26 protein-coding genes and 2 pseudogenes are annotated in these 26542 nt (G+C 69.2%); 8 read left to right on the forward strand and 20 right to left on the reverse strand.

All coding sequences use genetic code 11. The annotated features are described in order from the left end of the window. The first annotated feature begins 85 nt into the window (after positions 1–85). Positions 86–1114, forward strand: coding sequence for an aminoglycoside phosphotransferase family protein (locus ACTMTU_RS18105; RefSeq protein ID WP_441264506.1), 1029 nt, complete (start codon positions 86–88; stop codon positions 1112–1114). A gap of 67 nt (positions 1115–1181) precedes the next feature. Here ACTMTU_RS18105 and ACTMTU_RS18110 read toward each other — a convergent pair whose 3' ends face one another. From ACTMTU_RS18110 to ACTMTU_RS18140, 7 genes and pseudogenes are all read right to left on the reverse strand, one after another. Continuing rightward, positions 1182–1418 (reverse strand): hypothetical protein, encoded by a 237-nt coding sequence (locus tag ACTMTU_RS18110; protein WP_441264507.1) that lies wholly within the window; start codon positions 1416–1418, stop codon positions 1182–1184. A gap of 18 nt (positions 1419–1436) precedes the next feature. Next, complete coding sequence (locus ACTMTU_RS18115) at positions 1437–5297, reverse strand: S8 family serine peptidase (RefSeq protein ID WP_441264508.1); 3861 nt, start codon at positions 5295–5297, stop codon at positions 1437–1439. Between the two features lie 220 nt (positions 5298–5517). Beyond that, positions 5518–6522, reverse strand: a complete 1005-nt coding sequence (locus ACTMTU_RS18120) for a helix-turn-helix domain-containing protein (protein WP_441264509.1) — start codon at positions 6520–6522, stop codon at positions 5518–5520. Positions 6523–6687: 165 nt separating this feature from the next. After that, a complete protein-coding gene (locus ACTMTU_RS18125; RefSeq protein ID WP_441264510.1) occupies positions 6688–6867 on the reverse strand; it encodes a hypothetical protein in 180 nt (59 codons plus the stop codon). Then, a pseudogene (locus tag ACTMTU_RS18130) lies at positions 6854–7015 on the reverse strand (MarR family transcriptional regulator); the annotation flags it as partial. The gene ACTMTU_RS18125 and the pseudogene ACTMTU_RS18130, both read right to left, overlap by 14 nt. Before the next feature lie 652 nt (positions 7016–7667). Next, positions 7668–8135 (reverse strand): DUF6355 family natural product biosynthesis protein, encoded by a 468-nt coding sequence (locus ACTMTU_RS18135; RefSeq protein WP_441264511.1) that lies wholly within the window; start codon positions 8133–8135, stop codon positions 7668–7670. Between the two features lie 118 nt (positions 8136–8253). Further along, positions 8254–8505: pseudogene (locus tag ACTMTU_RS18140) on the reverse strand (transposase); the annotation flags it as partial. An 81-nt stretch (positions 8506–8586) separates the two neighbouring features. On the opposite strand from ACTMTU_RS18140, the gene ACTMTU_RS18145 reads away from it, so the two are divergent. The 3 genes from ACTMTU_RS18145 (at position 8587) to ACTMTU_RS18155 (ending at position 11614) form a co-directional block, all read left to right on the forward strand. Next, positions 8587–8925: a YciI family protein gene (locus tag ACTMTU_RS18145; RefSeq protein WP_441264512.1), complete on the forward strand. Its 339-nt coding sequence runs from the start codon at positions 8587–8589 to the stop codon at positions 8923–8925. A gap of 406 nt (positions 8926–9331) precedes the next feature. Further along, positions 9332–9628: an antibiotic biosynthesis monooxygenase family protein gene (locus tag ACTMTU_RS18150; protein ID WP_441264513.1), complete on the forward strand. Its 297-nt coding sequence runs from the start codon at positions 9332–9334 to the stop codon at positions 9626–9628. A gap of 291 nt (positions 9629–9919) precedes the next feature. Next, entirely contained in the window at positions 9920–11614 is a 1695-nt protein-coding gene (locus tag ACTMTU_RS18155; protein WP_441264514.1) for a multicopper oxidase family protein, read from the forward strand. A gap of 375 nt (positions 11615–11989) precedes the next feature. On the opposite strand, the gene ACTMTU_RS18160 is transcribed toward ACTMTU_RS18155, so the two are convergent. From ACTMTU_RS18160 to ACTMTU_RS18170, 3 genes are all read right to left on the reverse strand, one after another. Beyond that, a complete protein-coding gene (locus ACTMTU_RS18160; RefSeq protein WP_441264515.1) occupies positions 11990–12706 on the reverse strand; it encodes an N-acyl homoserine lactonase family protein in 717 nt (238 codons plus the stop codon). 151 nt (positions 12707–12857) lie between these two features. Next, positions 12858–13250 carry a VOC family protein gene (locus tag ACTMTU_RS18165; protein ID WP_441264516.1) on the reverse strand — a complete coding sequence of 131 codons (393 nt, stop codon included), beginning with the start codon at positions 13248–13250 and terminating at the stop codon, positions 12858–12860. After that, on the reverse strand, positions 13247–13549 hold the full coding sequence (locus ACTMTU_RS18170; RefSeq protein ID WP_441264517.1) for an ArsR/SmtB family transcription factor: 303 nt from the start codon (positions 13547–13549) through the stop codon (positions 13247–13249). The genes ACTMTU_RS18165 and ACTMTU_RS18170 overlap by 4 nt, the downstream gene beginning before the upstream one ends. Before the next feature lie 315 nt (positions 13550–13864). Between ACTMTU_RS18170 and ACTMTU_RS18175 the strand changes: the two genes are divergently transcribed. Both ACTMTU_RS18175 and ACTMTU_RS18180 read left to right on the forward strand, forming a co-directional pair. Further along, complete coding sequence (locus ACTMTU_RS18175; protein ID WP_441264518.1) at positions 13865–14194, forward strand: hypothetical protein; 330 nt, start codon at positions 13865–13867, stop codon at positions 14192–14194. Between the two features lie 306 nt (positions 14195–14500). Next, on the forward strand, positions 14501–14890 hold the full coding sequence (locus ACTMTU_RS18180; protein WP_441264519.1) for a VOC family protein: 390 nt from the start codon (positions 14501–14503) through the stop codon (positions 14888–14890). Positions 14891–14934: 44 nt separating this feature from the next. Here the strand turns inward: ACTMTU_RS18180 and ACTMTU_RS18185 are convergent, their stop codons facing one another. From ACTMTU_RS18185 to ACTMTU_RS18205, 5 genes are all read right to left on the reverse strand, one after another. Continuing rightward, entirely contained in the window at positions 14935–16212 is a 1278-nt protein-coding gene (locus tag ACTMTU_RS18185) for a wax ester/triacylglycerol synthase domain-containing protein (protein ID WP_441264520.1), read from the reverse strand. A gap of 143 nt (positions 16213–16355) precedes the next feature. Next, entirely contained in the window at positions 16356–16547 is a 192-nt protein-coding gene (locus ACTMTU_RS18190; RefSeq protein ID WP_441264521.1) for a DUF1272 domain-containing protein, read from the reverse strand. Positions 16548–16887: 340 nt separating this feature from the next. After that, complete coding sequence (locus ACTMTU_RS18195) at positions 16888–17673, reverse strand: ABC transporter permease (protein WP_441264522.1); 786 nt, start codon at positions 17671–17673, stop codon at positions 16888–16890. After that, positions 17670–18626 (reverse strand): ATP-binding cassette domain-containing protein, encoded by a 957-nt coding sequence (locus tag ACTMTU_RS18200; RefSeq protein WP_441264523.1) that lies wholly within the window; start codon positions 18624–18626, stop codon positions 17670–17672. The genes ACTMTU_RS18195 and ACTMTU_RS18200 overlap by 4 nt, the downstream gene beginning before the upstream one ends. A gap of 40 nt (positions 18627–18666) precedes the next feature. Continuing rightward, entirely contained in the window at positions 18667–19338 is a 672-nt protein-coding gene (locus ACTMTU_RS18205) for a DUF4097 family beta strand repeat-containing protein (RefSeq protein WP_441264524.1), read from the reverse strand. 219 nt (positions 19339–19557) lie between these two features. Here ACTMTU_RS18205 and ACTMTU_RS18210 point away from each other — a divergent pair, with 219 nt between their 5' ends. After that, positions 19558–20313, forward strand: coding sequence for a helix-turn-helix domain-containing protein (locus ACTMTU_RS18210; RefSeq protein WP_441264712.1), 756 nt, complete (start codon positions 19558–19560; stop codon positions 20311–20313). Between the two features lie 136 nt (positions 20314–20449). On the opposite strand, the gene ACTMTU_RS18215 is transcribed toward ACTMTU_RS18210, so the two are convergent. The 4 genes from ACTMTU_RS18215 to ACTMTU_RS18230 all read right to left on the reverse strand — a co-directional run bounded on the left by ACTMTU_RS18215 (position 20450) and on the right by ACTMTU_RS18230 (position 24317). Next, complete coding sequence (locus tag ACTMTU_RS18215; protein ID WP_441264525.1) at positions 20450–20998, reverse strand: DUF1062 domain-containing protein; 549 nt, start codon at positions 20996–20998, stop codon at positions 20450–20452. Between the two features lie 405 nt (positions 20999–21403). Beyond that, a complete protein-coding gene (locus ACTMTU_RS18220) occupies positions 21404–21853 on the reverse strand; it encodes a hypothetical protein (RefSeq protein ID WP_441264526.1) in 450 nt (149 codons plus the stop codon). A 200-nt stretch (positions 21854–22053) separates the two neighbouring features. After that, on the reverse strand, positions 22054–23037 hold the full coding sequence (locus ACTMTU_RS18225; RefSeq protein ID WP_441264527.1) for a BtrH N-terminal domain-containing protein: 984 nt from the start codon (positions 23035–23037) through the stop codon (positions 22054–22056). Between the two features lie 230 nt (positions 23038–23267). Continuing rightward, positions 23268–24317: an LLM class flavin-dependent oxidoreductase gene (locus tag ACTMTU_RS18230; protein WP_441264528.1), complete on the reverse strand. Its 1050-nt coding sequence runs from the start codon at positions 24315–24317 to the stop codon at positions 23268–23270. A gap of 298 nt (positions 24318–24615) precedes the next feature. On the opposite strand from ACTMTU_RS18230, the gene ACTMTU_RS18235 reads away from it, so the two are divergent. Next, the gene (locus ACTMTU_RS18235; protein ID WP_441264529.1) at positions 24616–25743 is read left to right on the forward strand and encodes a carboxylate-amine ligase; all 1128 of its coding nucleotides are present in this window, start codon (positions 24616–24618) and stop codon (positions 25741–25743) included. A 22-nt stretch (positions 25744–25765) separates the two neighbouring features. On the opposite strand, the gene ACTMTU_RS18240 is transcribed toward ACTMTU_RS18235, so the two are convergent. Beyond that, entirely contained in the window at positions 25766–26326 is a 561-nt protein-coding gene (locus tag ACTMTU_RS18240; RefSeq protein ID WP_441264530.1) for a GNAT family N-acetyltransferase, read from the reverse strand. Positions 26327–26542 lie beyond the last annotated feature (216 nt).

Here is a 26542-nt window from a genome sequence, read left to right on the forward strand (position 1 = left end):
GCTGACAGGTGCGCCACCATGGGGTGGTGGAACGGCCTGTGGGCAGTGGCCGCATGCCCGTTCGGCGGCGTGGAAGGATGAGTCCATGGAGTCGCGACTGCCGTTCGGGGACGAGTTACGGGCCGAGCTGGGAGCTCCCGGGCGCTCCCGCAGACTGGACAGCAGCCCTCGTTCGCGCGTGTGGCGCGTCGAGTTGCCCGCGGCGAGGGCGGTCGTGAAGCAGATCGTCGACGGTCCTGACGCCGACGAGCGCTACGCCCGCGAGGTGGCCGCCCTGCGGCTCGCCACCCGAGCCGAACCTCCCGTGGTGCCCGCGTTGCTGGCCACCGATCCCGGCGCGCGGGTCCTGGTGCTGGAGCATCTGGACCACCGGCGCCCGGCCGGCGACTGGATCGTCGGCTACGCAGCCGCCTTGGCGCGGCTGCATGCCACCGCCCGTGCGGAGGACGACGGGGTACTTCCTCGGTGGCAGGGCCCGAACCAGGCCGACATCGAATCCTTCCTGCGCCTGGCCGAAGCGCTGGAGGTCCCTGTCACGCCTGGCGTTTCCGATGAGCTCGACGAACTCGTGAACCGGCTCGCCCGGGCTTCTGGGCATGCGCTGCTCCACGGGGATCCCTGCCCCGGCAATGACCTCCACACCGCCGCGGGGGTCAGATTCATCGACTTCGAACAAGCGTCGCTGGGCAGCGGCCTGATGGAACTCGCCTACCTGCGCATCGGATTTCCGACCTGCTGGTGCGTCACTACGGCGTCGGAGCCGCTGCTGGAACGGGCGGAGAGCGCCTACCGAGAGGAGTGGCGTGCCGCGACCGGCTCCGAAACCGAGGACGGGCTCGCCGACGCGTGCGCCGGCTGGCTGCTCCGCGGCGACGCGCTGGTCGAGCGGGCACACCGTGAAAGCATCGATCACCTGGCCCGCATTCCGCAGCAGGACTGGACGTGGGGCACCGTGACCGCCCGGCAACGGCTCGTCCACCGGCTCGGGGTCGTCGGCCGGATGACGGCCGGCCACACGTCTCTCAGCGGCGTGAGCAGCCTCAGCACCGCCATGCGCCGAGGCATGCTCGCGCGCTGGCCCACGCTTCGGCCCGTACCGGCGAAACGGCCGTAGTGGCATGCCGGCACGTCGGAGGCGCGTCCGCCCGGTGGATGGCGGCCAGCCTTCGGCCTTCGTCCGGCTACCGGAGCCGCAGGCCACCGGGAAGCTCGTCCTCGATGATCTCGACCAGCCAGTCGAAAGCGGTCGGGCCTCGTGCGGCGCGGGCTTCTGCGAGCCGGGCGGCCACGCGGAACCAGCGGGCCCTGGATGCCGCGCCGACACCGAAAGCTCTCTGTGCCTCGCCGAGCGACTCGGCGACGAGTAGGGGCGAGACCGCCCCGTACCGGCCTCTCGAACCGGTACGGGGCGCTCGCACAAGGGATCTTTCAGGTGCTTACTCGAGGGCGTAGGCCTGGGTGATGGTCTGGACCGTGCGGTTGCCGTCCGCGTCCCACGCCTCGGCCCGCAGGGTCACGAATCCGTTGGTGGCCGCGAGCTTCGGGTGCCACAGCTGCGCCTGGAAGGAGTTGCTGTCCTTGCGCAGCACCTTGGTCTGCTTCCACGTGGCACCGTCGTCGTACGAGACGGAGACCTTGGCGCCGGCCATCGCGGTGGAGCCGGTCCACCCCTTGGCCCTGGTGCCGTCCACGGTGAAGGTGAACGGCAGGCCGGCCCGCGCCTGGTTGAGTTCGTTCAGCGGCAGGTCGTAGTCGAGCAGCACCACGGGCATGGGCTCGCAGACCTTGGGAGTGGGAATGAACGCCGTGTCGCAGTTCTTGACGGCCATGGTGGTCGGCGCCGCCTGGCTGAAGTTCCACTCGGTGCGGACCTGCTTGCCCAGCTCGACGCCTGGGACGTCGGTGGGCAGCTTCTGGTCGAGCACGTACCGGTAGTCCGCCTTCTCCGGCACCAGCTCGCCGAAGCCGGTGATCGGCTGCCCGTTGCGGTAGAGGCTCCAGGTGCCGGTCACGCCCGACAACGTGTGGGTGGGCTCGTTGTCGCCACCGTTGCTGCCGGGCAGCTTCTGCCAGACGTCGGTGCGGCAGAACACACACGGCCCGAACTCGTACGGTGACGGCCGCATCGGTCCGCCGAACCAGCTGCGTGTGTAGGACTTGCCCGGCGTTTCGAACGTCGTGCGCACATCGGACATCGACCAGGTGAAGGTGTGGAAGCTGGCGGCCACCCTCGGCATGTAGGAGACCCCGGTGCCCGCCAGGAAGTAGTCGTCGCGGGAGACGCCCTGGTAGAGGGGCTGACCGTCACTGATCGCGGTCCACTGCTTCGGACCCCACGCCGGCAGGTACTCGGCGCCGAGGCGCCGCGCCCCGTCGGAGCGGTACGTGTTCCTGACCTTGGCGAAAGCGTCCACGGCGACGGTCTTGGCGAGGTCGGCGGGGACGTGGTCGTCGGTGAAGTGCGGAGCGTAGCTGTAGCGCGACTCCAGGACTCCCTGCAGGGCGATCCGGACCTCGCCCTTGGCCAGCACGGTCTTGAGAACGGCGGCGTTGTCGTACGAGGCGTGGGCGACCGGGACGGCCTGGCCCGCGGGAACGCCGCTGCCGCTCGGCCCCGGGTCCGCGGGCGCCACGATCACCGCGACGGCCCCGGCGGCCGCGGCCCTGACGGCCTGGTCGCCGGCCTTCGTGACGTCGGCGACGGAGACCAGGACGGTCTTGCCCTTGACGTCGGCACCGGTGAAGTCCTGCTCGGCGCCCGCGCCGAGGTCGACCAGTTCGGTGCGCTCGGTGCCCTCGAAGCGCTTCGCGAGAACCGAGGTCTTCAGCGGGATGCTGAGGTGTTCGGGGCTGGTGACCTCCAGCCGCACCAGCGGCTCGCGCCGGGTCAGGAAGGTCTCCACCCGCAGTGCGCCGGTGGTGGCGCCCGCACTCGGAATGGCGCCGAACCTGGTGTCGGACCTGTTGCCGGACCCGCTGACGCCGACGAAGTTGGAGTGGCTGTTGATCGTGCCGTCGTCGCGGACGATCTGCAGTGCCACCTGGCCGGTCTCCAGCGGCCGCTTCTCACCCGCGATCTTCACGGTGGCGTCGGTGGCGGTGGTGCCGTCGACGGTGAAGCTCTGGTCCCGGTCGGCGACTTCGATGTTCGGCACGGCGAACAGGTCTGCCGCGTGGGAGACCGCGCCGCCGGTGGGAGCCGCCGAGTAGACCGAGCCCTCGACGGAGTAGTGGCCGAGCGGCACCGACACGGTGACCGTGCCGGTGTCGTAGAGGGTCCGGCTCTCCCAGACGGTGTTGTCCAATCCGTGCAGGGTGAATTTGAACGCGTGGGGCGTCTTGCCGAAGCGGTCGGTGATGTTCAGCGTGACGTCGTGCTGCTCGACGGCGGTGACGAAGCCGAGCGCGGCGTGCACCGACTCACCGCTCGCGGCGGTCGCGGTGACGGAGCCGCTGTACCCCCCGCTCTTCAGGCCGTTGGGGTCGAGGGTGAGGACGACCTCGGCGGTACCGCCCGCCGGGACGGTGAGCCGGCCCTCGAACAGCCCTGTCCCTGACAGGGCAAGGGACCCTGCGGGAACCTCGGCGCCGCTCGCGTCCTCGGCCGACGCGGCCAGGGTCACGACGGTGTCGGTCGTGGCGTTGTTGCGCAGCGTCAGAGTGCGGGTCCGCTTCTCGTAGGTGCCCTTCTGCCACGGGATCAGGCGGAAGTCGGCCGTGCCGGACAGCTCCAGCGACGGGTCGAGCGCGGCGGGTATGTCCACCCGGCCGTAGCCCTGCTGGTACGAGGTCAGTCCGGCGGAGGACTTGGCGTGTGCCGTCAGGGCATCCTTGATGCGCTGCCCGGTCCAGTCCGGGTGGCGCTGCTTGAGGATCGCCGCGGCGCCGGCCACATGTGGCGTTGCCATCGAGGTGCCGTTGGCCGCCGTGTAGTGGGCGTCCACCGGCGTGCCCATGGCGGTGCCGGCCGCGCGGGCGGCGACGATGCCCACACCCGGTGCGGTGATCTCCGGCTTGATCGCCATGTCGCCGAGGCGCGGGCCGCGGCTGGAGAACGGGGCGATCACGTCGGACTTGTCGACGGCGCCGACGGTGAGGGCCGTGTCGGCGGAGCCGGGGGTGCCCAGGGTGCTGTCGCCGGGACCGTCGTTGCCCGCAGCGATGACGAACAGGGTGCCCGACGAGGCGCTGAGTGAGTCGACCGCCATGGTCAGTGGGTCCTCGCCGGGAGCGTCGGCGCCGCCGAGGCTCATGCTGACGATGTCGGCGCCCTGGGCGACCGCCCACTCCATGCCGGCGATGATGCTGGAGGCCGGGCCCTGCCCACTGTTGCTGAGCACCTTGCCGACCAGCAGCTCCGCTCCGGGGGCGACGCCCTTGTGCGTACCCCCGGAGTTGGCGCCGCTGCCCGCGATGGTGGCGGCGACATGGGTGCCGTGGCCGTGGCCGTCCTGGACCGACTGGCCGTTGATGAAGCTCTGGCTTGCCGTGATCTCGGACGCGATGTCGGCGTTGTTCAGGTCCGCGCCGGAGTCCAGTACGGCGACCTTGACCCCCTTGCCGTCGTAGCCCGCGGCCCATGCCGCAGGGGCACCGATCTGCGGCACACTCTTGTCCAGAGCGACCTTCGCGATGCCGTCGTACCAGAGCTTGGCCACCCCGGCGCTGCCCGGCACCACGGTGCCGCCACTGCCGCGGGCCGGGCCCTCCGTCGGCTTGACGGCGTGCCAGAAGCCTTTCGCCCCGTCCTTGTCGACGTGGACGGAGGACAGCCCCAGCCTGGGCATGACGCGCTTGCTCCGGCTGCCCGGCAGATCCTCGGCCCTCTGCTTCAGGACGGTGGCCGACGGCGCGCCCTGGAAGTCGACGATGGCGGGGATCTCGTCGGCCTTGGCGTCGCCGTATCCGTCCCGGATCATCCGGCTGACGTTGAACAGCTCACGGTCCACCGTGCCCGAGGCGACCGCGGCCGAGGTGTCGTCGGGGTAGACGTACAGGTCGCCGTTCTGTCCGCTGACGGTCTCGAACGTCTTGGACGTCCCCGCCCCGGAGAGGACGGAGACCGCCTGCCTGCCGTCGGGCCCCGTGGTCAGCGAGACCTTGTCGCCGGTTATCAGGGTCACGGCCGTCGTCGTCTCAGCCCGCTTCTGCGGCGCCGGCCGGCCGTCCAGGTCCTGGACCGCCGGGGATGGGGCTGCTGTCGCGGTGGGGAGCTGGCTCGTCAGTGACAGGGCGACTGTCACCGCGATCCCGCTGACGAGGGCGGAGCGCCTCCGTCTGGGGCGGGCTCTCTGCATCGGTTGTCCTTTCACGCTCAACTGGTCGGCGTCGCGGGGCAATTGATGCCGAGGGGGACCGACCGAACGTCCGGCCGACTCCGCGCGCAGCCCGGAACCTAGCTCTCCGGTCGGGGTGTATTCCAGAGGCGCGGTGGCGGACAGGCGCCACATGGCGCATGCCCGCCACACGGGTCCGCGATCCGGGCACCGACCGGCCGTCGATGCGGCCCGAGTCGCCCTAATCGCCCCCCGGCGGCTGCAGTCCCTCCAGGTCCTGTGCGGTGATCCAGCCGCGTTCGTGGGCCTGCCAGCCCAACTGCATCCGGCTCGAAGCGCCCGCGAGATCCATCAGGCCGCGCACCCGGCGGTTGACCGTCCGCTTGCCGATCCCCATGAGGCGGGCGATCGCGTCGTCGGTGAGACCGGACAGGAGCAGGAGCAACAAATACGTGTCCGAACCGGAGAGTTCGCCCCGGTGCGTCTCGCGGGGGGAAGGGTCCAGGGGGAGCGCGGTGACCCACACCAGCTCGAACAGTGCGAGGAGGGCGTCGAGCAGGGGCCCTTGGTGGATCTGCACGACGGCGCCCGGCGCCTGCCCGTCCTCCGTCCGCACCGCCAGCATGGCCGTGGACCGGTCGACGATGATCAGCTTGACCGGGAGTCTGGCCAGCACGCGAGCCTGTTCACCGGCGTCCATGTACCGGCGGATCTCCAACTGCGCCGCGTGCCCGTCGATCGCTGCCCGGTCGTACACCGTCCGGAAGCGCACGCCCGCTGCCAGCTGTTCCAACTCGGCGGCGTTGAACTCGTCGATCAGCAGGTAGGGCGGGGCGTCGAAGCGCAGCACTTCCTGGCGGGCCCGGAGTTGGAGCTGCTCGTAGCGGTGCGACAGCGTCTCGGCCGGCACGATCTCGGCGATCTCATCCAGTGCCGCCGGCCGCAGTGCCTCGCGGTACTGCTTGGTGAGCCGTTGCAGGAGGCTTTTGGCGGAATGCAGTTCGTTCATGCGCGTCAGCAGCAGTCTCTCCCCGGCGATGTCCGGCGGGGCGGGGACCAGCTGCGCGGGCAGGTCGCCGGTGAGCGTCACCAGCCCCTTCGCGACCAGGGCCGCGACCGCCTGATCGAGCCGGCCCCCGACCAGCCCGGTCTGCTGCTCCAGCGCGTCCACCGGGCAGCGCCCGGACCCGACCAGTATCTGGTACACCTGCGACTCGGCCCTGCTTAGGCCCAAAGCCTCCAGCATGTGTGTCCTTTCCTCACGGGCTCAACAGGCCCGCGGGCACCGTTGCGTTCCTACTGTTGTGTGTCGGCTGCGGATCGGCGCCTTACCGCCCGGTTGCCAGGAAGCGCCGCGCACAGACCGGCAGCTCGTCGTCGAACGCCGTTTTCTCGCACAGCAGGCCGCCGGTCAGGGCGAGACCCGGTACAGGGCCGGCAGCGATTCGCAGAGCATGGCGAAGTCCTCGCGTGCCACGACCCCGGGGCCGGGGATGTCGGCGAGCACGGCACGTCGGGCGGCGCCGACCTCGCGCTCCGCGGCAGCAGTGCTGTATCGACTCTGCGGTCGTCCGCGTCCGCTCGCGCACAATGAGGCCGTCCTTCTCCAAGCGGTCGTCCGCAGGGTCACTCCGGCGGACGACACCAGTCCCGAGTCGGCGAGCCGGCCCGCCGTGAGCCAGCACGGCACCCGTCCGCCGCAGCGCGGTCAGCACGTCGAAACCGGCGACGGCTCCGCCGGACAGCCGCAGTTTGTCACGGCACTGAGAATCTTAGCGCTGAGATGATCGACCGGATCCGGGGAGGGTCAGTCGGCGGACCGGCCCGCCGGCCGGTCACGGCCCGCTGCGGCGGGCCATGGCCGGCTCCTTGGCGAGTTGCTCGGCGGCCGACGCGGCGCTCGTCGTCGGACACCCGGACCGGCACGGCCGTGGTGTTCGGCGGCGGCATCGGTGAGAACGAGTACGGGGTCGGCTGCCTTGCCGGACCGGTGAAAGCGTCCGCCGGCTGAAGGGAATGCGGCGCGAGCAGGACGGGAACGGCCTATCCGCCGGTGTGTCTCGGCCGGTGAAGGTTTCCGCCGCCGCAGGGACTCCCCCGACAGGCTCGGCAGCCGGCGCGGGAAAGCGCGCGGCGTGGCCCTCGAGGAGCCGGGCATGAGCGGCGCGCTTCAGCGGCCGCGCCTCAGTCCGGCCGACTTTTCGGTTCCCTACAGCTTCACGCCGGTCGTTCAGGGCGGCAGCGACCTGGGCCTGGCTCGGTCCGGCGGCTCTGCGCAGTCGTTTCCGTTCCGCGAAGTCAGGCAGATCATCTGTGCGACCCGCTCGAGCAACGGGTCCACAGGGTCGAACAGGATCCCGGACCGTTTGCTGCCGAAGTCGGATAAAAGACTCAGTGAGGAGTGTGCCCGGTGCGATCTCCGCTCCGGCAGCCGGCACCGCCGATGTAGTACGCGTTGAGATAGTTCGGACCTGCGCCCGGCAGCTGCGTGGGACCGGGGCTGACGCAGAGATGGTAGTCATTCGTGCTACCGCCCCCTCTGACGTCGACGTGTACCCGCACCGTCGTCCCGCCGCAGTGGTTGTACGCGGCGAACCGGGACTCGCGGACGCCGTACCGGAAGAAGCCGCACGGGGCGAGAGCGCTCGCACCCGCCTGACGCACTTCCGGACCGCGCTCGGACTCGGCGTGAGCCGGTCCCGAGAACGCCGTCATGACCAGCGCGGCACTTGACGCTCCCGCCAATACGGCTCGAAGAGGACGGGGGGAGAGCTTCACGAACACTCCTTGAGGGGAAAGCAATGACGACGGCCGACCGGATGATCGACTCTGCCTGACACCACGACACCTCTTGCACATCGCGCCGGCACCGAAATCGAGTGTCCTGACCGTACGTCACCGGATTGCGTACTGAGTGAGATTGAAACGCGGATCTCAGGGTGTTCGTCCGGCTCTGCTACGCGGCCGTAGAACAAGGCCGGTCGATCCGGCGGCGGCACACCAGCAGCGAGGGGAAGAAGCTCCCCACCCGAATCTTCCGGATCGCCGGCTCCGCGTCGCCGGCCTGCGCGGTCAGCGTCTTCTCACGGCGGCGCCCGTTGCGCCACGTGGTGCGCGACTCGGTGTGCTCGTTCCACTCGGCGCCGATCCGGGCGGTGGCCTCCTCCTCGATCAGCTCCTGCAGAATTCGCTCGCACACCGCGCGAATTGTCTCGACTCCAGCAGCCAGGGGAAGTGTCGGTTCTCAAGGGTGGCGTTCCTCGTATGGTGAGGGACGGCCGAAAAGGGCCAACGACCACGGGAGCCATGTATGACGCGGTATCTGATCTCGTTCGATGACGGCGCGATGACCTTCCCAGAGGAGGAGTTGCCCCACGTGGCCGAGGCCTCGCGCGAGGTGGTGCGGGAGGCTCAGGGCGCCGGTGTATGGGTCTTCGGTGGTGGATTGGAAAGGCAGCAGGCGAGCGTCGTGTTCACTGACGGGACCGTCACCGACGGCCCGTACCCGGAGACCAAGGCAGTGCTCGGCGGGTTCTCGATCATCGATGTGCCCTCACGTGAGGAGGCGCTGGAGTGGGCTGCCAAGATCGCTGCTGCGTGCCGCTGCGCGCAAGAGGTCCGGGAGATCATGCCCGACCCGACCGTCTGATCGAAGACGACGTGCTGGGGCCGGGGCCCGGTTCTCGTCTGCGTCTCTGCGGCAGTGATCTGTCCGCGGCGTGGAACGTGGATCCCGCCGCATGACGGTCGCGTGTCCACTTTCAATACACGTCCTGGTGCACCCGTTCAACTCGCGTGCCAAGCGATCGAATTATCCGGCCCCCGGCCGCCGCGAAGTCCGGGGCGGAGGGTGGCGAGGGCCCGTTGCGCGACACGTGAGCCCGACCGCCCCCGCTCCGGCGGAGCCGGCCTGTCGTCCGCCACAGGTGAGGGCACCATCGCGAGGCCGATCACTCTCCGGCGGAAACGGGCCCCAGCCGGACCTCACAACCAATCGTCGAGGCACCCGGTCAAATCGTTGCCGTCCGGTCTGCTTGTGTGCCACTCTTCTGGCCGTGATCATCAGGGTGAGTGAGGCACACGTACGTCCTGAACGCTTCGAAGCATTCCGCGACATGATCGTCTCCGCGGTTCGGGAGTTCCCCGGCCGCTACCCGGGACTGGTGGACCACGAGGTGCTTCTCGCGCCGCCCGGCTCACTGCTGTACGTCAGCCGCTGGCGCAGCGAGGAGGACCTGGCCGCTTACGCGGGTGAGAACTGGCGTGACCAGCCCGTGGTTCTGCCGGGCGAGGACGAATACCTGGTGGCACCGCTTCAGGTCCGGCACTTCACGCTCGCGTCTCTGAGCTGACTCCTCCCGCCGGACTTCAACTGCTGCCACCCGCGCACAGCAGCGCACGGCTCGCAGGCGCGCCCCAGCGGCCCTCGTCGGTGACGCCACGCGCGTGCGCCGATCTGCCGTCCGTGGGTGCGACGCGCCGTCACGAAGGGAATTCCGGCGGCACCACAGGGATGACATATGCGGACTTACCGCATGTTTTCGGCGTGATGCTCCATGCTGGTTCGTGCCGCGTCAGGCCCCGCCCGGGGCACCGTCCCTCTCGGCCGGGGCGGGACCCGCGGATCCGACCCACGGAGGACCATGTACCGCCAGGATCACACCCGTCCCGCCTCTCCGACCCGGCGCGCCGTGCTCGGCGCCGGGATCGCAGCGGCGGGATCCGCGCTGTCCACTGCCTGCTCGGGGAGCGGCGCGGACCACGCAGGCGGCGCCGGACGGGAGGCCGCTGCCCGTGGCGCAGAAGGATCCGCCGTTGCGGACGGCAAGAAGCTCCGGCCCACATGGACACCCAGCCCCGAAGGAAAGCTCCGCGGCCTCACCTTCACGGCTACACCGGCCACGGTCGGGATCGGCGGCGGACGCACCGTCAGGACCTCGACGTACAACGGCGAACTGCCGGGCAAGGAAGTCCGGGTCACCGCCGGCGACACACTCGAGCTGACGCTCGCCAACCATCTGTCCGAACCCACCACGGTGCACTGGCACGGGATCGCGCTGCGCAACGACATGGACGGCGTACCCGAGGTGACGCAGCCGCCCATCAAGCCGGGCGGCTCGTTCACGTACCGCTTCCGGACGCCGCACCCGGGCACGTACTGGTTCCACCCGCATCTGGGCCTGCAGATCGACCGCGGGATGTACGCTCCGCTGATCGTCGACGACCCCAACGAGCCTCTCGCCTACGACGCGGAGTGGATCGTCCTGCTGGACGACTGGATCGACGGGGTCGACGGCTCCAGCCCCGAGGATGTCTTCGACCAGCTCCGCAAGGGCAAGCCCGCCATGGGACACGGCTCCCCGCACAGGCGTGGGGGCGGCCACGGATCCGGGGCCGCACCGTCGAGACCCTCAGGGGGAATCGCGGCCGGTTACGGGCCGCCGGCGGCCCGCGCGCCGGAGCGGGACGACGCGTCACCCGCTCCGAAGCGGAAGGGACCCCGCCGGCTGATGACGGGCGCCGAGAGCCCGTTGCTCGGCGGCCACGCCGGCGACGTCGCCTACCCGCACTACCTGATCAACGGGCGCACACCCGACGACCCGTCCCAGTTCAGGGCCAGAGCGGGCGACCGGATCCGGCTGCGCATCATCAACGCCGGCGCCGAGACACCGTTCCGTGTGGCACTCGGCGGTCACCGGATGACGATCACCCACAGCGACGGCTTCCCCGTGCGCCACCACCGGACCGACTCCCTGCTCCTCGGGATGGGCGAACGGTATGACGTACTCATCACCGCGAAGGACGGCGTCTTCCCGCTCACAGCGCTCGCCGAAGGCAAGAACGGCGCCGCCATGGCCGTCCTGCGCACGGCAGGAGGCGCACTGCCCGGCCCCACCGTCCGCCCCGCCGAACTGCGGCGCGACGTTCTACCCTCGGCGCGCCGGCTCCGGCCCCACGAATCCGTCGAACTCGACCGGCGCAGACCCGACCGGATCGTCAAACTCACCTTCACCGGCGGCATGAAGGACTACGACTGGGGCATCGACCACCGCCCCTACTCGCCCGACCGCGTCCACCACATCGAACGCGGCGAACGCGTACGCCTCGTCGTCATCAACGCGACCGACATGTGGCATCCCGTCCATCTCCACGGCCACACCTACGCCCTCGCCGGCATCGACTCCCTAGGGGCCCGCAAGGACACGGCCACCGTCCTGCCCCACAACAAACTGGTCCTCGACTTCGACGCCGACAATCCCGGTCTGTGGATGCTCCACTGCCACAACATCTACCACTCGGAATCCGGCATGATGACCACCTTGACCTACCGTCCGTGACCCGCCCTCGGACGCCGGCCGCCGTGTCCGGCGTCCGGCGTCCGAGGAGGGCCGGGTACGGGCATCGGGCGGGCCCCGGATTCAGCCCGTCCCCAAGCGCGGATCATCCGCTGTCGGATGATGCATGACGCCCGGCTCCCGCCTGCCCGGTTCGGACAATCGCCGACGAAGCCCTCGCCCGCATTGCCGGCGACGAGGATGGACCGGCCTCGAACCGGGTCGACGCTGAGGACCGGAAGCGATGGCAAGTGATGCTCACCGGTCTGCGCGCAGTGCTTGCCCCACCGCCGCCTTCCATGGCTCTCTTCGATGTCCAGCCGCAAAAACGGTACGGGTGACCTGGTGGAACGGGAACCGGCGGGTCGAATCGCCCGGTCAGCTCCAGAAGTCGCTGTGCGAGGGTTCCCAGACCGAGCAGTCGTGGGCAAAGAGCACACGCCGTGGGTCGAACTGTGCGAGCCGGTCCAACCAAGGCTCGTAGTCGGGCAGCGGCTGCTCAACGCCGTGAAGCGCGGCCCGGCGGGCCAGGTGGTCGGACGCGAACCGGGATGCGAAGTCGTGTGCCTGGCCGGCGAGGATCACCGTGCCGTCACCCTGCCGAACGACCAGCGACTGATGTCCTGGGGTGTGCCCGGGGGTCGGGACGATCCAGACGCCCGGCCGGATCTCGGCCTCACCAGAGAGTTCCTCGTAGGTTGCGCCGGGGAAGTCGACAAGCTCGTCAACGGTGTAGTCGCCCCGGCGGGCGGCGGCCAGCTCGACTTCCTGCACCAGGATCGGCTTGCCGCCGAGAAGAGGATTCCCGCCGCAGTGGTCGAAGTGAAGGTGGCAGTTCACGACCAGAGAGATGTCTCCGAGGGTGACTCCTGCTTCCGACAGCGCCTCTTGCAGCGGACGCCGCCGGGGTCGGTAGTGCGCTTCGGTCCCGGAGTCGGCGATGCCGATGCCGGTGTCGAAGAGGATCAGTCCCCGGTCGTGCTGCACCAGATAGGCGAGCACGGGCTCAACTCGCGATTGCGGCCCGCCTGTTTCTGAAGCCGGTCGGACGAAGTAGCCCAGGTCGAGTCGGCGCACTGCCGTGTTCATCCCCATACAGCCACTCTGACAGTCCGCGACGTGCTGTCCAGCCGGTCTGCCGGCAGCAGAACCGCGACGCCGACGCGTGGCGCGACGGCGCGGGGATGCGCCACCGGGCAGCGCAGCGCCGGTCGCCGCAGCGGCCGAGCTGCGCACACGGCCACGGCTACTGCGGCTTGGTCGCGATCTGGATCAGGTTGCCGCAGGTGTCGTCGAAGACGGCGGTGGTGACGGGGCCCATCTCCAGGGGCTCCTGGGTGAAGCGGACACCGAGGCCGCGCAGGCGCTGGTACTCCGCGTTCACGTCATCGACGGCGAACTGGGCGAGCGGGATGCCGTCCTCGACGAGCGTGTCGCGGTAGGTCTTGGCGGCCGGGTGGCCGGCGGGCTCGAGGAGGAGTTCGGTGCCGTCGGGCTCGTCGGGCGAGACGACGGTCAGCCACCGGTCCTCCCCGCCCACGGGGACGTCGTGCTTCTTCACGAAGCCGAGGATCTCGGTGTAGAAGCGTTCGGCCTTGGCCTGGTCGTCGACGAAGACGCTGGTCAGGTGGATCTTCATGAGGTGCTCTCTTCCGGTCCGGGCGTGTCCGACACGAGCCATCGCTCGGCGATCTGCCGCAGCGGGGCCGTGTTCAGGTCGTGGAACTTGTAGCGGCCCTCCCGCCTGGTCCCGACGAGCCCGGCGGCCTCCAGCACGGCGAGGTGCTGGGAGACCGCCTGCCGCGAGATGCCTAGCTGGTGCTTCATGCTCAGTCGGGAGCAGATCTCGAACAGTGTCTGTCCGGACTTCTCCGCGAGCTCGTCGAGGATGGTACGGCGGGTGGGGTCGGCCAAAGCTTTGAAGATGTCGTCGGCCACACCCACAGCATAGGCAAGCAGCCACTTGCCTATCAAGTCGCCCCGCCGTGCACCGTGGCGGCCCCGGTCCGGGCGCGCCCAGGCCCCGCACGCCGACGGCACTCTCGTACCGCTGCCGGGCGGCCCCGAGGCGGACCCGCTCGGTCAGGGCACCCGGTCGTCACGAATGCCGTGCCGGATCGTCGCCGACGGCGACCCCTCCGTGGATGCGCGCACGCACGGGGACCGGGCGCCGCGGTCGAATGCGTAGTCTCGCGGCATGCACTCACACCTGAGCTTCCACGACCCTCCCGCCCTCCCGCCCTCCCGCACGACGTGGTGGTCGAGACGCTGGAGCGGGCGCTCGGGGACCGGGCGCATGAGGCCGAGGCGGCGGACGCTCTGGTCGGGACTGCCCTGAACGACGACGATCGCCCGTTCGTCGAGCACTGGTGCGTGCAGGTCGGAACGCGAGCCGTGCCCGGCAGCCCGCTGCTCACCGGCCTGTGTCTGGGGCATACCGCTGGACGGTTCGGCCACCTCGGCGATGAGGCCGTTTCGCCGGCGCGCTCCTTGGCGGCACGGGCCGACGCGGATCCGTCGGACATGGACGGGCGGGCCCTCGAAGGTCTCGACGATGTCCGGAGCTTCCTGGGCCTCTGGTGAGGCCGGCCCCCACAGCGCCCGCCGGCCGGCCCGCCATCGATCGGGAGGCGTGCCGATATTGAAGGATCCGCGCCCCTCCGCGCCCGCGGCTACCTCTGTGGTCACGCCTACGGTGCTCGGCGGCACGCTGTGCAGCTCGGCTGAAGGCCGCCGAAGGGACCGGCCACCAAGGGTTCGTCCGGGCTCGCTCGGCCGGGGCCGCGCGGGACCGCCGGCCGCATACGGACCCATCGGCAACGGCAACACCCCCGCAGCGACTAGCGTGGCCTTCGGCGGACCCGTTACTCGACCGGGAGGTCCTGACACATGGCCAGTAAGTTGACCGAGCTTGCGATCGACTGTGCCGATCCCGGAGGTCTCGCCCGGTTCTGGTGCTCCGTCCTCGACTACGAGGTGCAGGACGAAGACGACGGAATCGTCACCATCGGCCCTCCTGTGGCGGCTGAACGCAAGGATCAACTTGGCCCGGTGCCGCCGGTGTTGACCTTCGCACAGGTACCCGAGGGCAAGATCGTCAAGAACAGGCTGCACATCGACGTCAACCCGACCGACAGGGAGCAGGACGAAGAGGTCCGCCGACTGCTCGCCCTGGGGGCCCGGCACGCCGACGTGGGCCGAACGGGCGACGAAAGCTGGGTCACCCTTGCCGACCCGGAAGGGAACGAGTTCTGCGTCCTTGCGAGCCGCCGCCCCTGACCGGAGGCGCCACGCACCGCGCCTGGACCTCGCCCGCATGGGTGCTATCCGATCGCGGCCTGCCGCAGCTCGGCGATCGAGCCGCTGATCGCGTCGGCCAGCCCGGCGATCCCGGGCAGCGCTTCGGGATCGGTGCAGATCCCCACGCCGACCGTCCCCGCGTAGGAGATCGCCGAGACCCGAAGCGCATGGCGCTGCGCCGGTTCGGCGACCGAATACAGCCTCTCGACCGGTCGGCCGGTCACCGCCAGCGCCGCACGCGGGCCGGGCACGTTGGAGATGGCGAGGCTGAATTCGTGCGGGCCGGCGGCGATGCGTTCGACCGCGCGCTCGAGCGGCGGACAGCGGGCGAGCGCGTGGAAGAGGTCGTAGAGCTCCTGTGCGTCGCCGGCGGCCTTGCGGGCGGCGGTGCCGGCGCTGATCCCATCGAGGCGGGCCAGCGGATCGGCCTCGGCGAGCGGCAGGTCGACGTTCAGGAACGAGTCGCGGTTGCCGAGTTCGGCCGGCCCCTCGTCGCGATGGTGGAGGCTGACCGGCACTTGGGCCCGCATCCTGCCGACGCGCTCGCCGGCGGCCGCCAGCCAGGCGCGCAAGCCGCCGGAGACGGAGGCGAGCAGGACGTCGTTGACCGTGGCCCGGCCGGGTCGCGAGGCACCGATCGCCTTCAGCTCACCGAGCGGCGCGGTGGCGAACGCGAGCTCGCGGGCCGTGCCGATCCCGCGGTCGAGCACCGAGTCTCCCGCCCGGTGTCCGAGCTCGCGCAAGAGCGTCGCCGGAAGCCGGCGCAGTTCGTGGCCGCGCGATCCGGCCACCGCGGGGAGGAACGCACCTCCACGAGGGGGTGACGGCACGTCGCCCGACGGCTCCCACATGACTTCGTCGAGGAAGCGCAGGCAGCTGATCCCGTCGGCCATCGCGTGGTGGATGCGGGCGACGACCGCCTCGCGGCCGTCGGCGAACGGACCGAGGACGTCGAACGCCCACAGCGGGCGGCGGTGGTCGAGGCGTTCGGCCATCAGCTCGCCCGTCACCGCCCAGGCGCTCCGCTCGTCGATGCCGGCGGTGCCGTCGCGGCGGCGGACATGGGCGGCGATGTCGAACGCGTCGTCGGTGACCCAGTGGGCGTCGGGGAGCGCCACCCGCTCGCGGCCGCGTGATCCGGCACGTAGCCTCGCGTCGACGCTTTCCCGAAGTCGATCGAGGTCGAGCGGAACGTCACTCGGCTCAAGCACGATCATCTTCAGCGTGTGACCGGCGATCGCCGCCGACTCGAGCGCAAGGAGCCGGGCGTCGTCGGCACTGAGTCGATTCGATCGCTCCACGCGCCGACCCTACGCCGCAGAGCGTCGATCGGTCTGGATTGTGGTGGTCTCGGCGGGGGCGGGCGATTACGCGACAGCACGAGACTCCCCACGAGCCCCTTGCGGAGATCGGCTTGGGCAGGCGGGGCCGACCGAGCCCTTGCCTATGTGGCAGGGGTGCTGCGGCGGGGGCGTGCCACGAGTTCGCCGCCGCAGTTGGGGCAGGTGTCCTGAATGGTGCGGCTGCAAGAGACGCAGAACGTGCACTCGTACGAGCAGATGCGGGCGGCGGACGAGTCCGGCGGCAGCATCGTGCTTTCGCATCGTTCGCAGCGGTCGCGCATCTCCAGAGCCATGGCTTTTCCTGACTGTTCGGGAACCCACTGCCCAAGGGGGGCACGGACGAGTTCGATTCTCTGCACAGGGATCTTGGCGTGCCGGCGTCATGAGGGACAACCCCGCACAGGATCCGGCCGCCGCGGCCCCGGCCGGGCCGCGGCATCCGGCGTGCCTCGGCACCCGCTCCGGCGCCGGAGGTCGAAGGGCTACGGGAGTTCCGCCCGCCGACGATGCCCACGAACCGCGCCCGGCGCAACAGTCGATGACGCGGACAGGGCGGCGTGGACCGACGCGGTGTCGGTGTACGCCGCCCTGTGGCGGGGCGAGTCGCGGGAGAGGCCCGCGCTGTCATGGCCGCTACTTCGGGTCGCTGTTGAACTTGGAGGCCGACCAGAAGTAGCCGAGGACCGCGAGACCCAGGCACCAGGCGATGGCGAGCCATCCGTTGTGGCCGATCTCGGTGCCGAGGAGCAGGCCGCGGAGGGTTTCGATGGCGGGGGTGAAGGGCTGGTACTCGGCGATCGGCCGGAACCATCCCGGCATCGAGTCGACCGGGACGAACGCGCTGGAGATGAGCGGGAGCAGGATCAGCGGCTGCGCGCTGTTGGCGGCCGCTTCGGCGTTGGGGCTGGCCATTCCCATGCCGACCGCGATCCAGGTGAGCGCCAGGGCGAACAGGGTGAGGAGTCCGAACGCCGCGAGCCACTCCAGGGCGGTGGCGTCGGTGGAGCGGAAGCCGATGGCCACGGCGACGGCACCGACGAGGACGACGCTGGCGATCGACTGGAGCACGCTGCCGACGACATGTCCGATGATCACCGATCCGCGGTGGATCGCCATCGTGCGGAAGCGGGCGATGATGCCCTCGTTCATGTCGGTGGAGACGGCTACGGCAGCCCCGATCACGGTGCTGCCGACGGTCATCAGCAGGAGGCCCGGGACGAGGTAGGCGATGTACGCCGAGCGGTCGCCGCCACCGATGCCGGCGCTCATGGTGTCGCCGAATATGTAGACGAAGAGCAGCAGCAGCATGATCGGCGTGAGCAGCAGGTTCAGGGTGAGGGACGGGTAGCGGCGCGCGTGCAGGAGGTTGCGGCGCAGCATGGTGCTCGTGTCGCGTGCGGCGAGGGAGAGGGAGCTCATCGGACAGCCTCCTTGGGCTGGGCGGGGACGGTGGCGCTGCCGGTCAGGGCGAAGAACACGTCGTCGAGGTCGGGGGTGTGCACGGTCAGCTCGTCGGCCTCGATGCCGGCGGAGTGCAGCCGCTCGAGGATGGATCGCAGTTCGCGCTGGGTGCCGTCGCTGGGTATCTGCAGCGCCAGGGCCTCGTCGTCCCGGGCGACCTCGCCCAGCGCGGAGGCGGCGTTCCGGTACGCGGACGGGTCGGAGAACCGAAGCCGCACGTGGCCGCCGGGGATGAGCCGCTTGAGCTCCTCGGCGGTGCCGTCGGCGGCGATCTTCCCGTCGTTGAGTACCGCGATGCGGTCGGCGAGTTGGTCGGCCTCCTCGAGGTACTGGGTGGTGAGGAAGACGGTGACGCCGTCTGTGACGAGCTCGCGGATGATCTGCCACATGTTGTGGCGGCTGCGGGGGTCGAGGCCGGTGGTGGGCTCGTCGAGGAAGATGATTCGCGGGTCGCCGACGAGGGTCATGGCGATGTCGAGGCGGCGCTTCATGCCGCCGGAGTAGGTGGAGGCGGGCTTCTTCGCGGCGTCGACCAGGTCGAAGCGTTCCAGCAGTTCGGCCGCGACCCGCCGCCCCTCACGCTTGGGCAGGTGGTGCAGGTCCGCCATGAGGAGCATGTTCTCCTCGCCGGTGATCAGGCCGTCGACGGCGGAGAACTGGCCGGTGACGCCGATCTTGGCACGGATGGCCTGCGGGTCGGTGGCGAGGTCGTGGCCGCCGACGCGGATCTCGCCGGCGTCCGCGGTGATCAGGGTGGACAGGATCTTCACGGCGGTGGTCTTGCCGGCACCGTTCGGGCCCAGCAGGGAGAAGACCGTTCCTTCGGGGACGGTCAGGTCGACACCGTCGAGGACGACCTTGTCGCCGTAGGACTTGCGCAGCCCGTTCGCCGCGATGGCCAAGCTGGTCATGTTGCGTGCTCCTCAGAGGATTTGGGTCAGAGGCTGTGGGTCAGAGGCTGCGGGCGGTGATGTCGCCGTAGGCGGTGGTGGCGTGGATGTTCAGGCCGGCTGCGCCTTCGGTGTTCTTGAGCGCGTTGTGGATCCGGCCGTGGGAGGTGCCGGCGTCCAGGGAGGCGGAGACTCCGCGGGCGGCGCCGACGGTCACGTCGCCGGACTCGGTGCGCAGCACGAGGGTGCCGTGCGTGGCCTCGGTGATGCGGAGGTTGCCCTTCATGGTGCTGATCTCGGCAGGGCCGCCCAGGCGGCCGACGGAGATGTCGCCGTCGAGGGTGGTGAGGCGGGCGCTGCCGGCCTCGTCGAGCTTGACCGAGGCCTGGGCACCGTCGAAGGTGACGTCGCCGAGCCGGCCGACGCCGCGGAACTCGGCGCTGGCCGCCTTGGCCTCGATGCGGGAGTCGGCGGGCAGTTGGACGGTCACCTCGACGGATCCGGAGCTGCTGCCGAGGATCCGGTTCTTCGGCTCAGGGGCCTCGATGCGCAGGACGCCGTCGCCGTAGGAGACGGTGACCCGCTGTGCCGCCTTCACGTCGCGGCTGTTCGAGGCGTTGGCCGGCAGTACCTCGACGGTGGTGTCGGCGCGGTCGGCGGCGATGAACCGGATGCGTCCCGCGGGGATGTCGAGGACGGCGGAGACCGGGGCGGGGGTGTCGAACTTCTGCATCGTGCTCTCCTTGGACTCGTTGTTTCCGATGCCAGAAAGCTACGTTGCATTCACAGCTCCGGCAACAGATTCGTTGCACGCGAGAGCTATTACTGCAGGTGAGAGACGATTAATCGTTGCAACGGCCCTGAAAGTAACGCAACGTCAGCCAGTCGGTCGTTGCAATGGATTGGCGATGAACGCTATGCTGTGGGCCTGATGAGCACGAAGGAGGCCGCAATGCCGGGAGGCAGGCTCACCCAGCAGGAACGTCAGCAGATCGCGCTGGGGCTGGCCGACGGCCTCGCCTACGCGGAGATCGCCAGACGTCTCGACCGCCCGACCTCGACGATCACACGTGAAGTCATGCGGAACGGCGGCCCAACCGCCTACCGCGCCGACCTCGCCCACCGCGCCACCGAACACCGCGCCCACCGCCGCCGGCAGGCCGCTCCCCGAGGCGCGGAGGCTCCCCCGCAGGCCCACGGACGCGACGCCGAAGCGGTCCGCGCCTACGAGGAGACGTTCACCACCGTCATGATGCAGTCGGGCATGCCCAAGATGATGGCCCGGGTCATGACCGCCCTCAGCCTCACCGACACCGGCAGCCTCACCGCATCCGAACTCGTCCGACGCCTCGACGTCAGCCCCGCGTCCGTCTCCAAGGCGATCGCGTTCCTCGATAGCCAGGGCATGGTCCGAAGGGAGCGCGACGAACGCCGCCGCGAACGCTATGTCATCGACGACGACATCATGTACCAGTCGATGCTCGCCAGCGCCCGGTCCATGAACCAGATAGTCCGCACCGCACAACAGGGCGCCGGCATCCTCGGCCCCCACACCCCGGCCGGTGTCCGCCTCGAGAACATCGCCCGCTTCCTCGACTTCGTCTCCGAGAGCACCATCCGCGCCGCGGAACAGGCCCGCGAAGTGCTCCACACCAAACCCACAACACCCTCAGCCGGCACTGCCGAACCGAATCCGGATCACGAATAGACAGAAGGCCCCGCTGTCACCTGTGCCTTCCGTCGGACGGAACTCGAACGAACCTGGCAACCAGCGTCGCCACCGCTTCCGCACCAGGGCCTGTCCGGCTGAGACCGCCGGACAGGCCCCCGGGCCTGAGCAGGGCTCAGCGCTTGAGCGTGAAGGTGAAGTCGCCGGAGAGCTTGCCGCTCAGCCGGACCGCGGAAACGCACTTCCCGTCCGTGATCAGTCTCTCGACCTCGGCCCGCGAAAGGCCACAGCCTTCAGCGATCAGTCGCACCGGCCGGACAGGGATCCGCGCCGTGAAACGGACCGAGACGTCGATCACCTCGCGGTCCAGGTGATCCGACCCGCCGGTGTCGAGGCGCCAGGCGTTGTCCCAGTCGAGGGCGATGCGATTACGGCGCCGCATGAACGGATCCTGGAGCAGCTCAGCTGCCAGGCCAGGGTCGTTGTCATGCAGCCGGTCCAGTAGCTCAGGCCGGACGGAGCGTACGTTCATCCGCTCCAGGACGGTCAGTTTGGAAGTTTCCCCGCACCCGGTACAGAGCGCGAGGAGCCAGGCGTCGATGAGCTTGTGGTTTGCATTGACGCGAAATTTACCGGTCGTCCTGAAGCGCTCGGACGCGCACGCGTGGCAGCGGCGGAGAACGAGCGGCAGGCAGGTGGGCATGACCACCCAGTTGTTGAGCACAGAGGTACACCGTTTCCAGTGAGAAGTCCGCAGCAAAAAGGAGCGCGGCGCAGATGCGCGACGCGCGACAAATCAGCTCTCGGGAGGTCTCACACGGTGTACAACGGCACGTCCTTGCTCGGGCGACTCGGTCCGGCAGCACGGTAGTGGCGCACAACGGCGTTGCTCCACCGGTTTTTTGACGTCTCAACGCCACGTGCCGGCGGGCGGGTTGGCTTTGTAGATGAGTTTGGAGACCGCCTGTCGCTCAGCGGTGAGAACGCCCGGTTCCACGGGAGACCGCTGTCGCTGAGTCTTGAGAACCAGAACTCCATGTCTCTTCCCCGCCGGCGAGGACTCACCGAGCAGGCCACTCGCGCCGAGGCCGCGATGCTGAGGTATGCCTCGGCCACGGCAGGCTCCCTGTCACACCGGACGACAGGACTCACAGACGTGGCTGTCGATCGCGGCCACCAGCTCGCGAGCCGCTGCCCGCACGCCGGGATCCTCATCACGGACCAGCGCGTCCGCCAGGTTCCTGCCGCCCAGAACGGCTCGGTGAGCGGCCTGCTGGACTTCGATCTGGGGTGGATTGGCGTGTTCGAGGATCGTCTGCAGTAGCTCGATCACGCCGGTCCTGCTGGTGACGGTGTCGGTCACCGCCAGATCCCACAGAAACGGCACGGCCTCGACCGTCGCGTCGAAGACAGCCAGCTCACCGAGCCACAGACCAAGGTCACTCAAGGCTGAAGCACTCGTCCGGGTGTCACCCCACGCCACCCGCGACAGTCGGCCCGGAACGTCTTCTGCTGACCCGTACGCATGCTTCAGCTCGTGCCACCGAACGCGGCCCACGCCTTTGAGGATCGTCCCCACCCCACACACCCCCACCCTGATGTCCGTCCTGAGACGCCAAACGCCCCTCCATTTCACCTGACGGACATGCTCGAACGCCGGGCGTTCCCGACACGCCGACGGGGCGTTCTCAAGACTCGCCGCCATCCGGCGCCTCCACGGTGAACCGATGCTCTCCCAACTCGGCTGCACACGTTCCTCGTGCTCAGCGACTTAGCCCCCTAGAGCATGCTGAGTGCCCGCATCGCATCGCGTTCGATGCGCGAGAGCTCGTGGAGGATTGCGCCGGCCTGCACGAGGTTCTTCGCGTCGCCGGATTCGCCTGCTGCCGTGACGAGCGCGGCCACCTGGGTCCAGAGGGCAGCGGCCTCGGTGTACAGGCTGTGGCCGGTGCGCAGATGGTCGCTGTCGATCAGGTGGGCACACTCGGCGAGGAAGTCCCGGTAGAGATTGCGGAACAGGGCGCCGCCGGTGCCCGCCCTCTCCATGAGGACGGCAGCGCGTGGCAGATCCTCCCGCGGATTGCCGCTGCGCTCCAGCCACTTCGGCACCTGCTTGGCGGTCTTCTCGATGCCCCGGTGGCCCAGGTTCGCGATGGGCGGGTTCAGGAAGGCGTCGGCGCAGGACCTGATCGCGGGGATGATCCGGTCCCGCGGTGGCGTCAGGCTGCCGGCCGCTGTGACGGTGAACGAGCGGTGCTTGGCGGTCATGGGGCCGCGTTCGGCCCGGGCCCTGGCCAGGGCGTCGAGGCTGGTAGAGACGGCTCCGCCCTGCGGGGCGGTGTCCACCAGGTAGGCGTCCTGCTCGTCGTAGCCGTACATGGCCACGACGTGCCCGCCGAAGTGCACCTTGGTGCTGAAGTAGTCCAGGTGGTAGCTGTCCAGCTGAAGGCCGACCGGCCGGCCGGCGTCGATGGGCGCCGTCACGTTCCGCCACGCCTTGCGCGGGGAGGTGGTCTCCTCGAGCAGCAGTTCGAGCCCGAGTACGGCGGCGAGGTTCCTGGTGAGCTCGAACGGCTTCACCCGGCCTCCCAGGAAGGGAAAGTCCATGCCTTTGCTGTCCCAGTAGATGAAGGACAGCCCGGAGCCGAGCCCGAACAGCATGGGCTCGGACAGGTCGATTCCCTCGTGCCGCAGCAGAACGCCCAGCGCCGTCGTCTCACAGTGCTGCATGCCGCGGAGATCGATGTCTTTCACCATGGTCATGCCGCTCATTCTCCTCCCTCACCGGACTACGACGCAGGCAGCGCGCCAGGTCGGACCATGCGCCGGTCTCCCCAACTACGGTGGGAAACCTCTGTCCCTGGCGAAGCCGGCGAGCGACGATTCGACGGCCATCAGGCCTCCCGGGCCCACGCGGCGAAGCTCCCCGCACAGCTCGTACGATTCCTCCCCTGGCCGAGGACGGACCGGCCAGGACCAGTGAGCGGACCGGGTCAGGCGAACGCCGGCATGATGCGCTCGCTGATCAGGCGCAGCTGCGTGTTCACGTCCGCCGCGCCCGTGAGGTCGCGGCCCGTGAACGACTTCACCAGAGCGCGGTCCGTGATCGCGCAGATCATGTGGTTCACACCGCTCGGCGCGATGTCCCGCCGGATCCTCTCCAGGCACTCCTCGGGCGTCCCCGACACGGACAACCGCTCGGCGACCTCCGGCGACGTCAGCTCGATGCCACGGGCCAGGTCACCCGCGGCGATCGCGTCGATCACCGGCTTCAGCTCCGCCGGGTCCACGCCGTTGCGGCGCAACTGCTCCTCCGGCATGGAGGAGGCGTAGATGCCGACCATGCTGCGTGCGGCCTCCTTGGCGACCGCCGGGTCCGGACCCGTCGCGAAGACCACCCAGGCGCCGATGTCCAGGGTGCGCCAGTCCTTGCCCGCGCGTTCCGCGCCGGCCCGGATGTGCCGTACGGCGTAGTCGTAGGCCTCGCGGGTGTAGCTAAGGGCGTGGTGGCAGCCGGCGGACAGCTCGCCGGCCGCTTCGAAGGACTTCGGGCCGCGCATCGTGCCGAGCTTGAGCGGCAGGCGCTCCTGCACGGGACGGGCGAACGTGAACAGGCCGTCGTAGGAGAAGAACTCGCCGTCGTAGGTGATGGCGCCCTCGTCGAGGAAGGTGCGCATCACATGAAGCGCTTCCTTGACGCGGGACAGGGGCTTGGTGCGGGCCCAGTCGATGCGGTACTGGGCGAGGAGGCCGAAGTTGCCGCTGGACAGGACGCCTTCGGCGCGTCCGTCGGTCAGTTCGTCCAGTGTCGCGAGGGCCTGCGCGATCAGCGTCGGCTCGCGCAGCGTCACCGGGGAGACGCTCGGGCCGAGCCGGATTCGGCTGGTCTGCCCGGCTGCGGCGGCGAACAGCAGCCACAGGTCCTTGTGCCAGGTCTCGTCGGCGGCGTAACAGGCGTGGAAGCCGAGTTCATCGGCGAGCCGGATGGACTCCAGTGACTCGGTGAGCGGGTGGTCGGGGAGCATGGCGTAGCTGAACTTCACGGGCGCCACCTTCCGATGGAGGCGAGATTGGTGTCCTGGACATGTTGTGCTCGACCGCTCTGGATCATGTGAGTCCGTGCGACAACTGTCCAGTACTTCATGACGAGTTGGAGACTCACGCGGCAGCAATCGCGCCACGCGTGTGGTGTTCGCATGCGCCCCCTGCTCCTCGAAGTGTGCCGCTGGAGCGCGTGAACGCCTGATCCCGAGCCCGGGCCGGTGTGTCCGGGATCGCCGGCACAATCGGCTGCCATGCATGGCTCAATTGCGCTGTTGCCCCCACCGGTAGAGTAGAGGGATGCTGACAATTGGGGTCGAAGAAGAATTCTTCGTTGTTGATCCTGTAGGGCGAGACCTTGCCCCTGACGGTCTTCCCGATTTCTCGCCGCAGCAGAACAGCTCACACGAAGACGGTGTAATTCAGGGGTTCGATCACGAGTTTCAGTCAGCTGTCGTGGAGAGCCGGACCGGGGTCTGCGACAGTCTGGGAAAGCTGCGCACCGAGTTGAACGAACTGCGATGCACACTGACCCGGGCGGCATCGCATCACGGGCTGGCCGTCCTTTCCTCCGGGACCATGCCGCTTGCCGACTGGCGTACTGCTCGTATCGTCGCCAAGCCTCGTTACAAGGAAATCTCCGAGCACTATCGCGAGGTGGTGCAAAGGCGGATCACCTGCGGCTGTCACGTCCACATCGGCATCGAGGACCGGGACCTCGCCGTCCAGGTGCTGAATCGGGTCCGGCCGTGGCTGTCGGTCCTGCTCGCGCTATCGGCCAGTTCGCCCTTCTACGAGCGAGCTGATACGGGCTATCACAGTTCTCGAAGTCTGCTGTGGGGAGGATTTCCGGTGGCGGGCTCTCCTGTGGTTCACGAATCTTACGAAGAGTACACGGCCACAGTTCGGCGGCTTATTGACACAGGGGCGATCCTTGACGAAGGCCACGTGTATTGGGACGCCCGTCTGGGCGTCAGATACAAGACGCTGGAGTTCCGGATAGCGGATGCCTGCACCACTGTTGACGAGACGGTCCTGCAGGCGGGATTGTGCCGGGCGTTGGTGCTCACGTGCATCAGTGAGATAAAACGCGGTCAGCCGCTGCCTTCTCTGCATCCCGAGTTGCTGCGTGCCGCGGCATGGCGGGCGGCGCGCAGTGGGCTCGAAGGCAAACTGGTCGACGCGACCCGAGGGGAGAGCGTGCCGTCGGCGGTGCTGTTGACGCGACTGCTCGAATACCTGCGTGACGCCCTCGAGGAATCGGGCGACTGGGATGAAGTGGTGGCGCTCTTGGAACAGGCGCAGCGCCATGGAACGTCGGCCCGTCGCCAGTGCGCGGTGCTGAATCGCACCAGGCAACTGGCAGACGTCGTCGACGCGTTGCTCAGCGAAACGAAACCCTGGAGCCGGGCCCCTGCCGGAATGTGACGTCCAGTACGGCAGTTGAGTGCTACCGGCGCTGCTCCCAGCAGGTCCGGGTGAGGTCGTACTCGACTTCGCCGTGCTCGGATCCTTCGATCGCCTCGGGCCAGTCCCCGGTGAAGTGCCGCAGGAATGTCAGGCCTGCCTTCTCCATCACCCGACGGGACCGGGTGTTGACCGCCATGGTGTTCGCGGTGACCCGTTCCACCCCGAGATCGGTGAACCCCTTGCTGATCAGGGCCCGCGCTCCCTCTGTGGCGTATCCCTTGCCCCAGGCGGCCTTGTTCAGCCGGTAGCCGAGCTCGACCACGGCGGCGCTGTGCTCGTCCAGCGGCCGGAACTCGAACCAGCCCAGAAAGAATCCGGTGGTCTTCTCCTCAGCGGCCCAGTAGCCGCGGGTACCGGAGCACGGGTAGTCGTGCATGAGCCGTGGCAGGGTTCGCGTCCGGATCGTCTCCCGGCTGGTCGGCTTGCCGCCGGTGATGAAGCGCACGACCTCGGGGTCGTTGTCCAGCGCGAAGAGGTGATCGCCGTCGTCGTCGGTGAACGCGCGCAGCACGAGCCGTTCGGTTTCCAGGAAGACATGCATACCGCGATCTTCGCCACCGGCCGCAGGGCCCGCCAGCGGATTTCGCAGCGGGCCGATGGGCAACCGTTCGCGCCGCCCGCTTCGGAGCGTTCGACGAGCCGACCGCGTTCGACGCGGGCTCCGGCGCGGACGGGGGTGACGGGGTGGCGTGCGTGCACGGCCCGCCACTGCTGCCGGGCGGACTGCACGAGCGGAACGGGTCTCACCTCCGGCCGG

The organism is Streptomyces sp. OZ13, assembly GCF_052068155.1.
Taxonomy (GTDB): Bacteria; Actinomycetota; Actinomycetes; order Streptomycetales; family Streptomycetaceae; genus Streptomyces.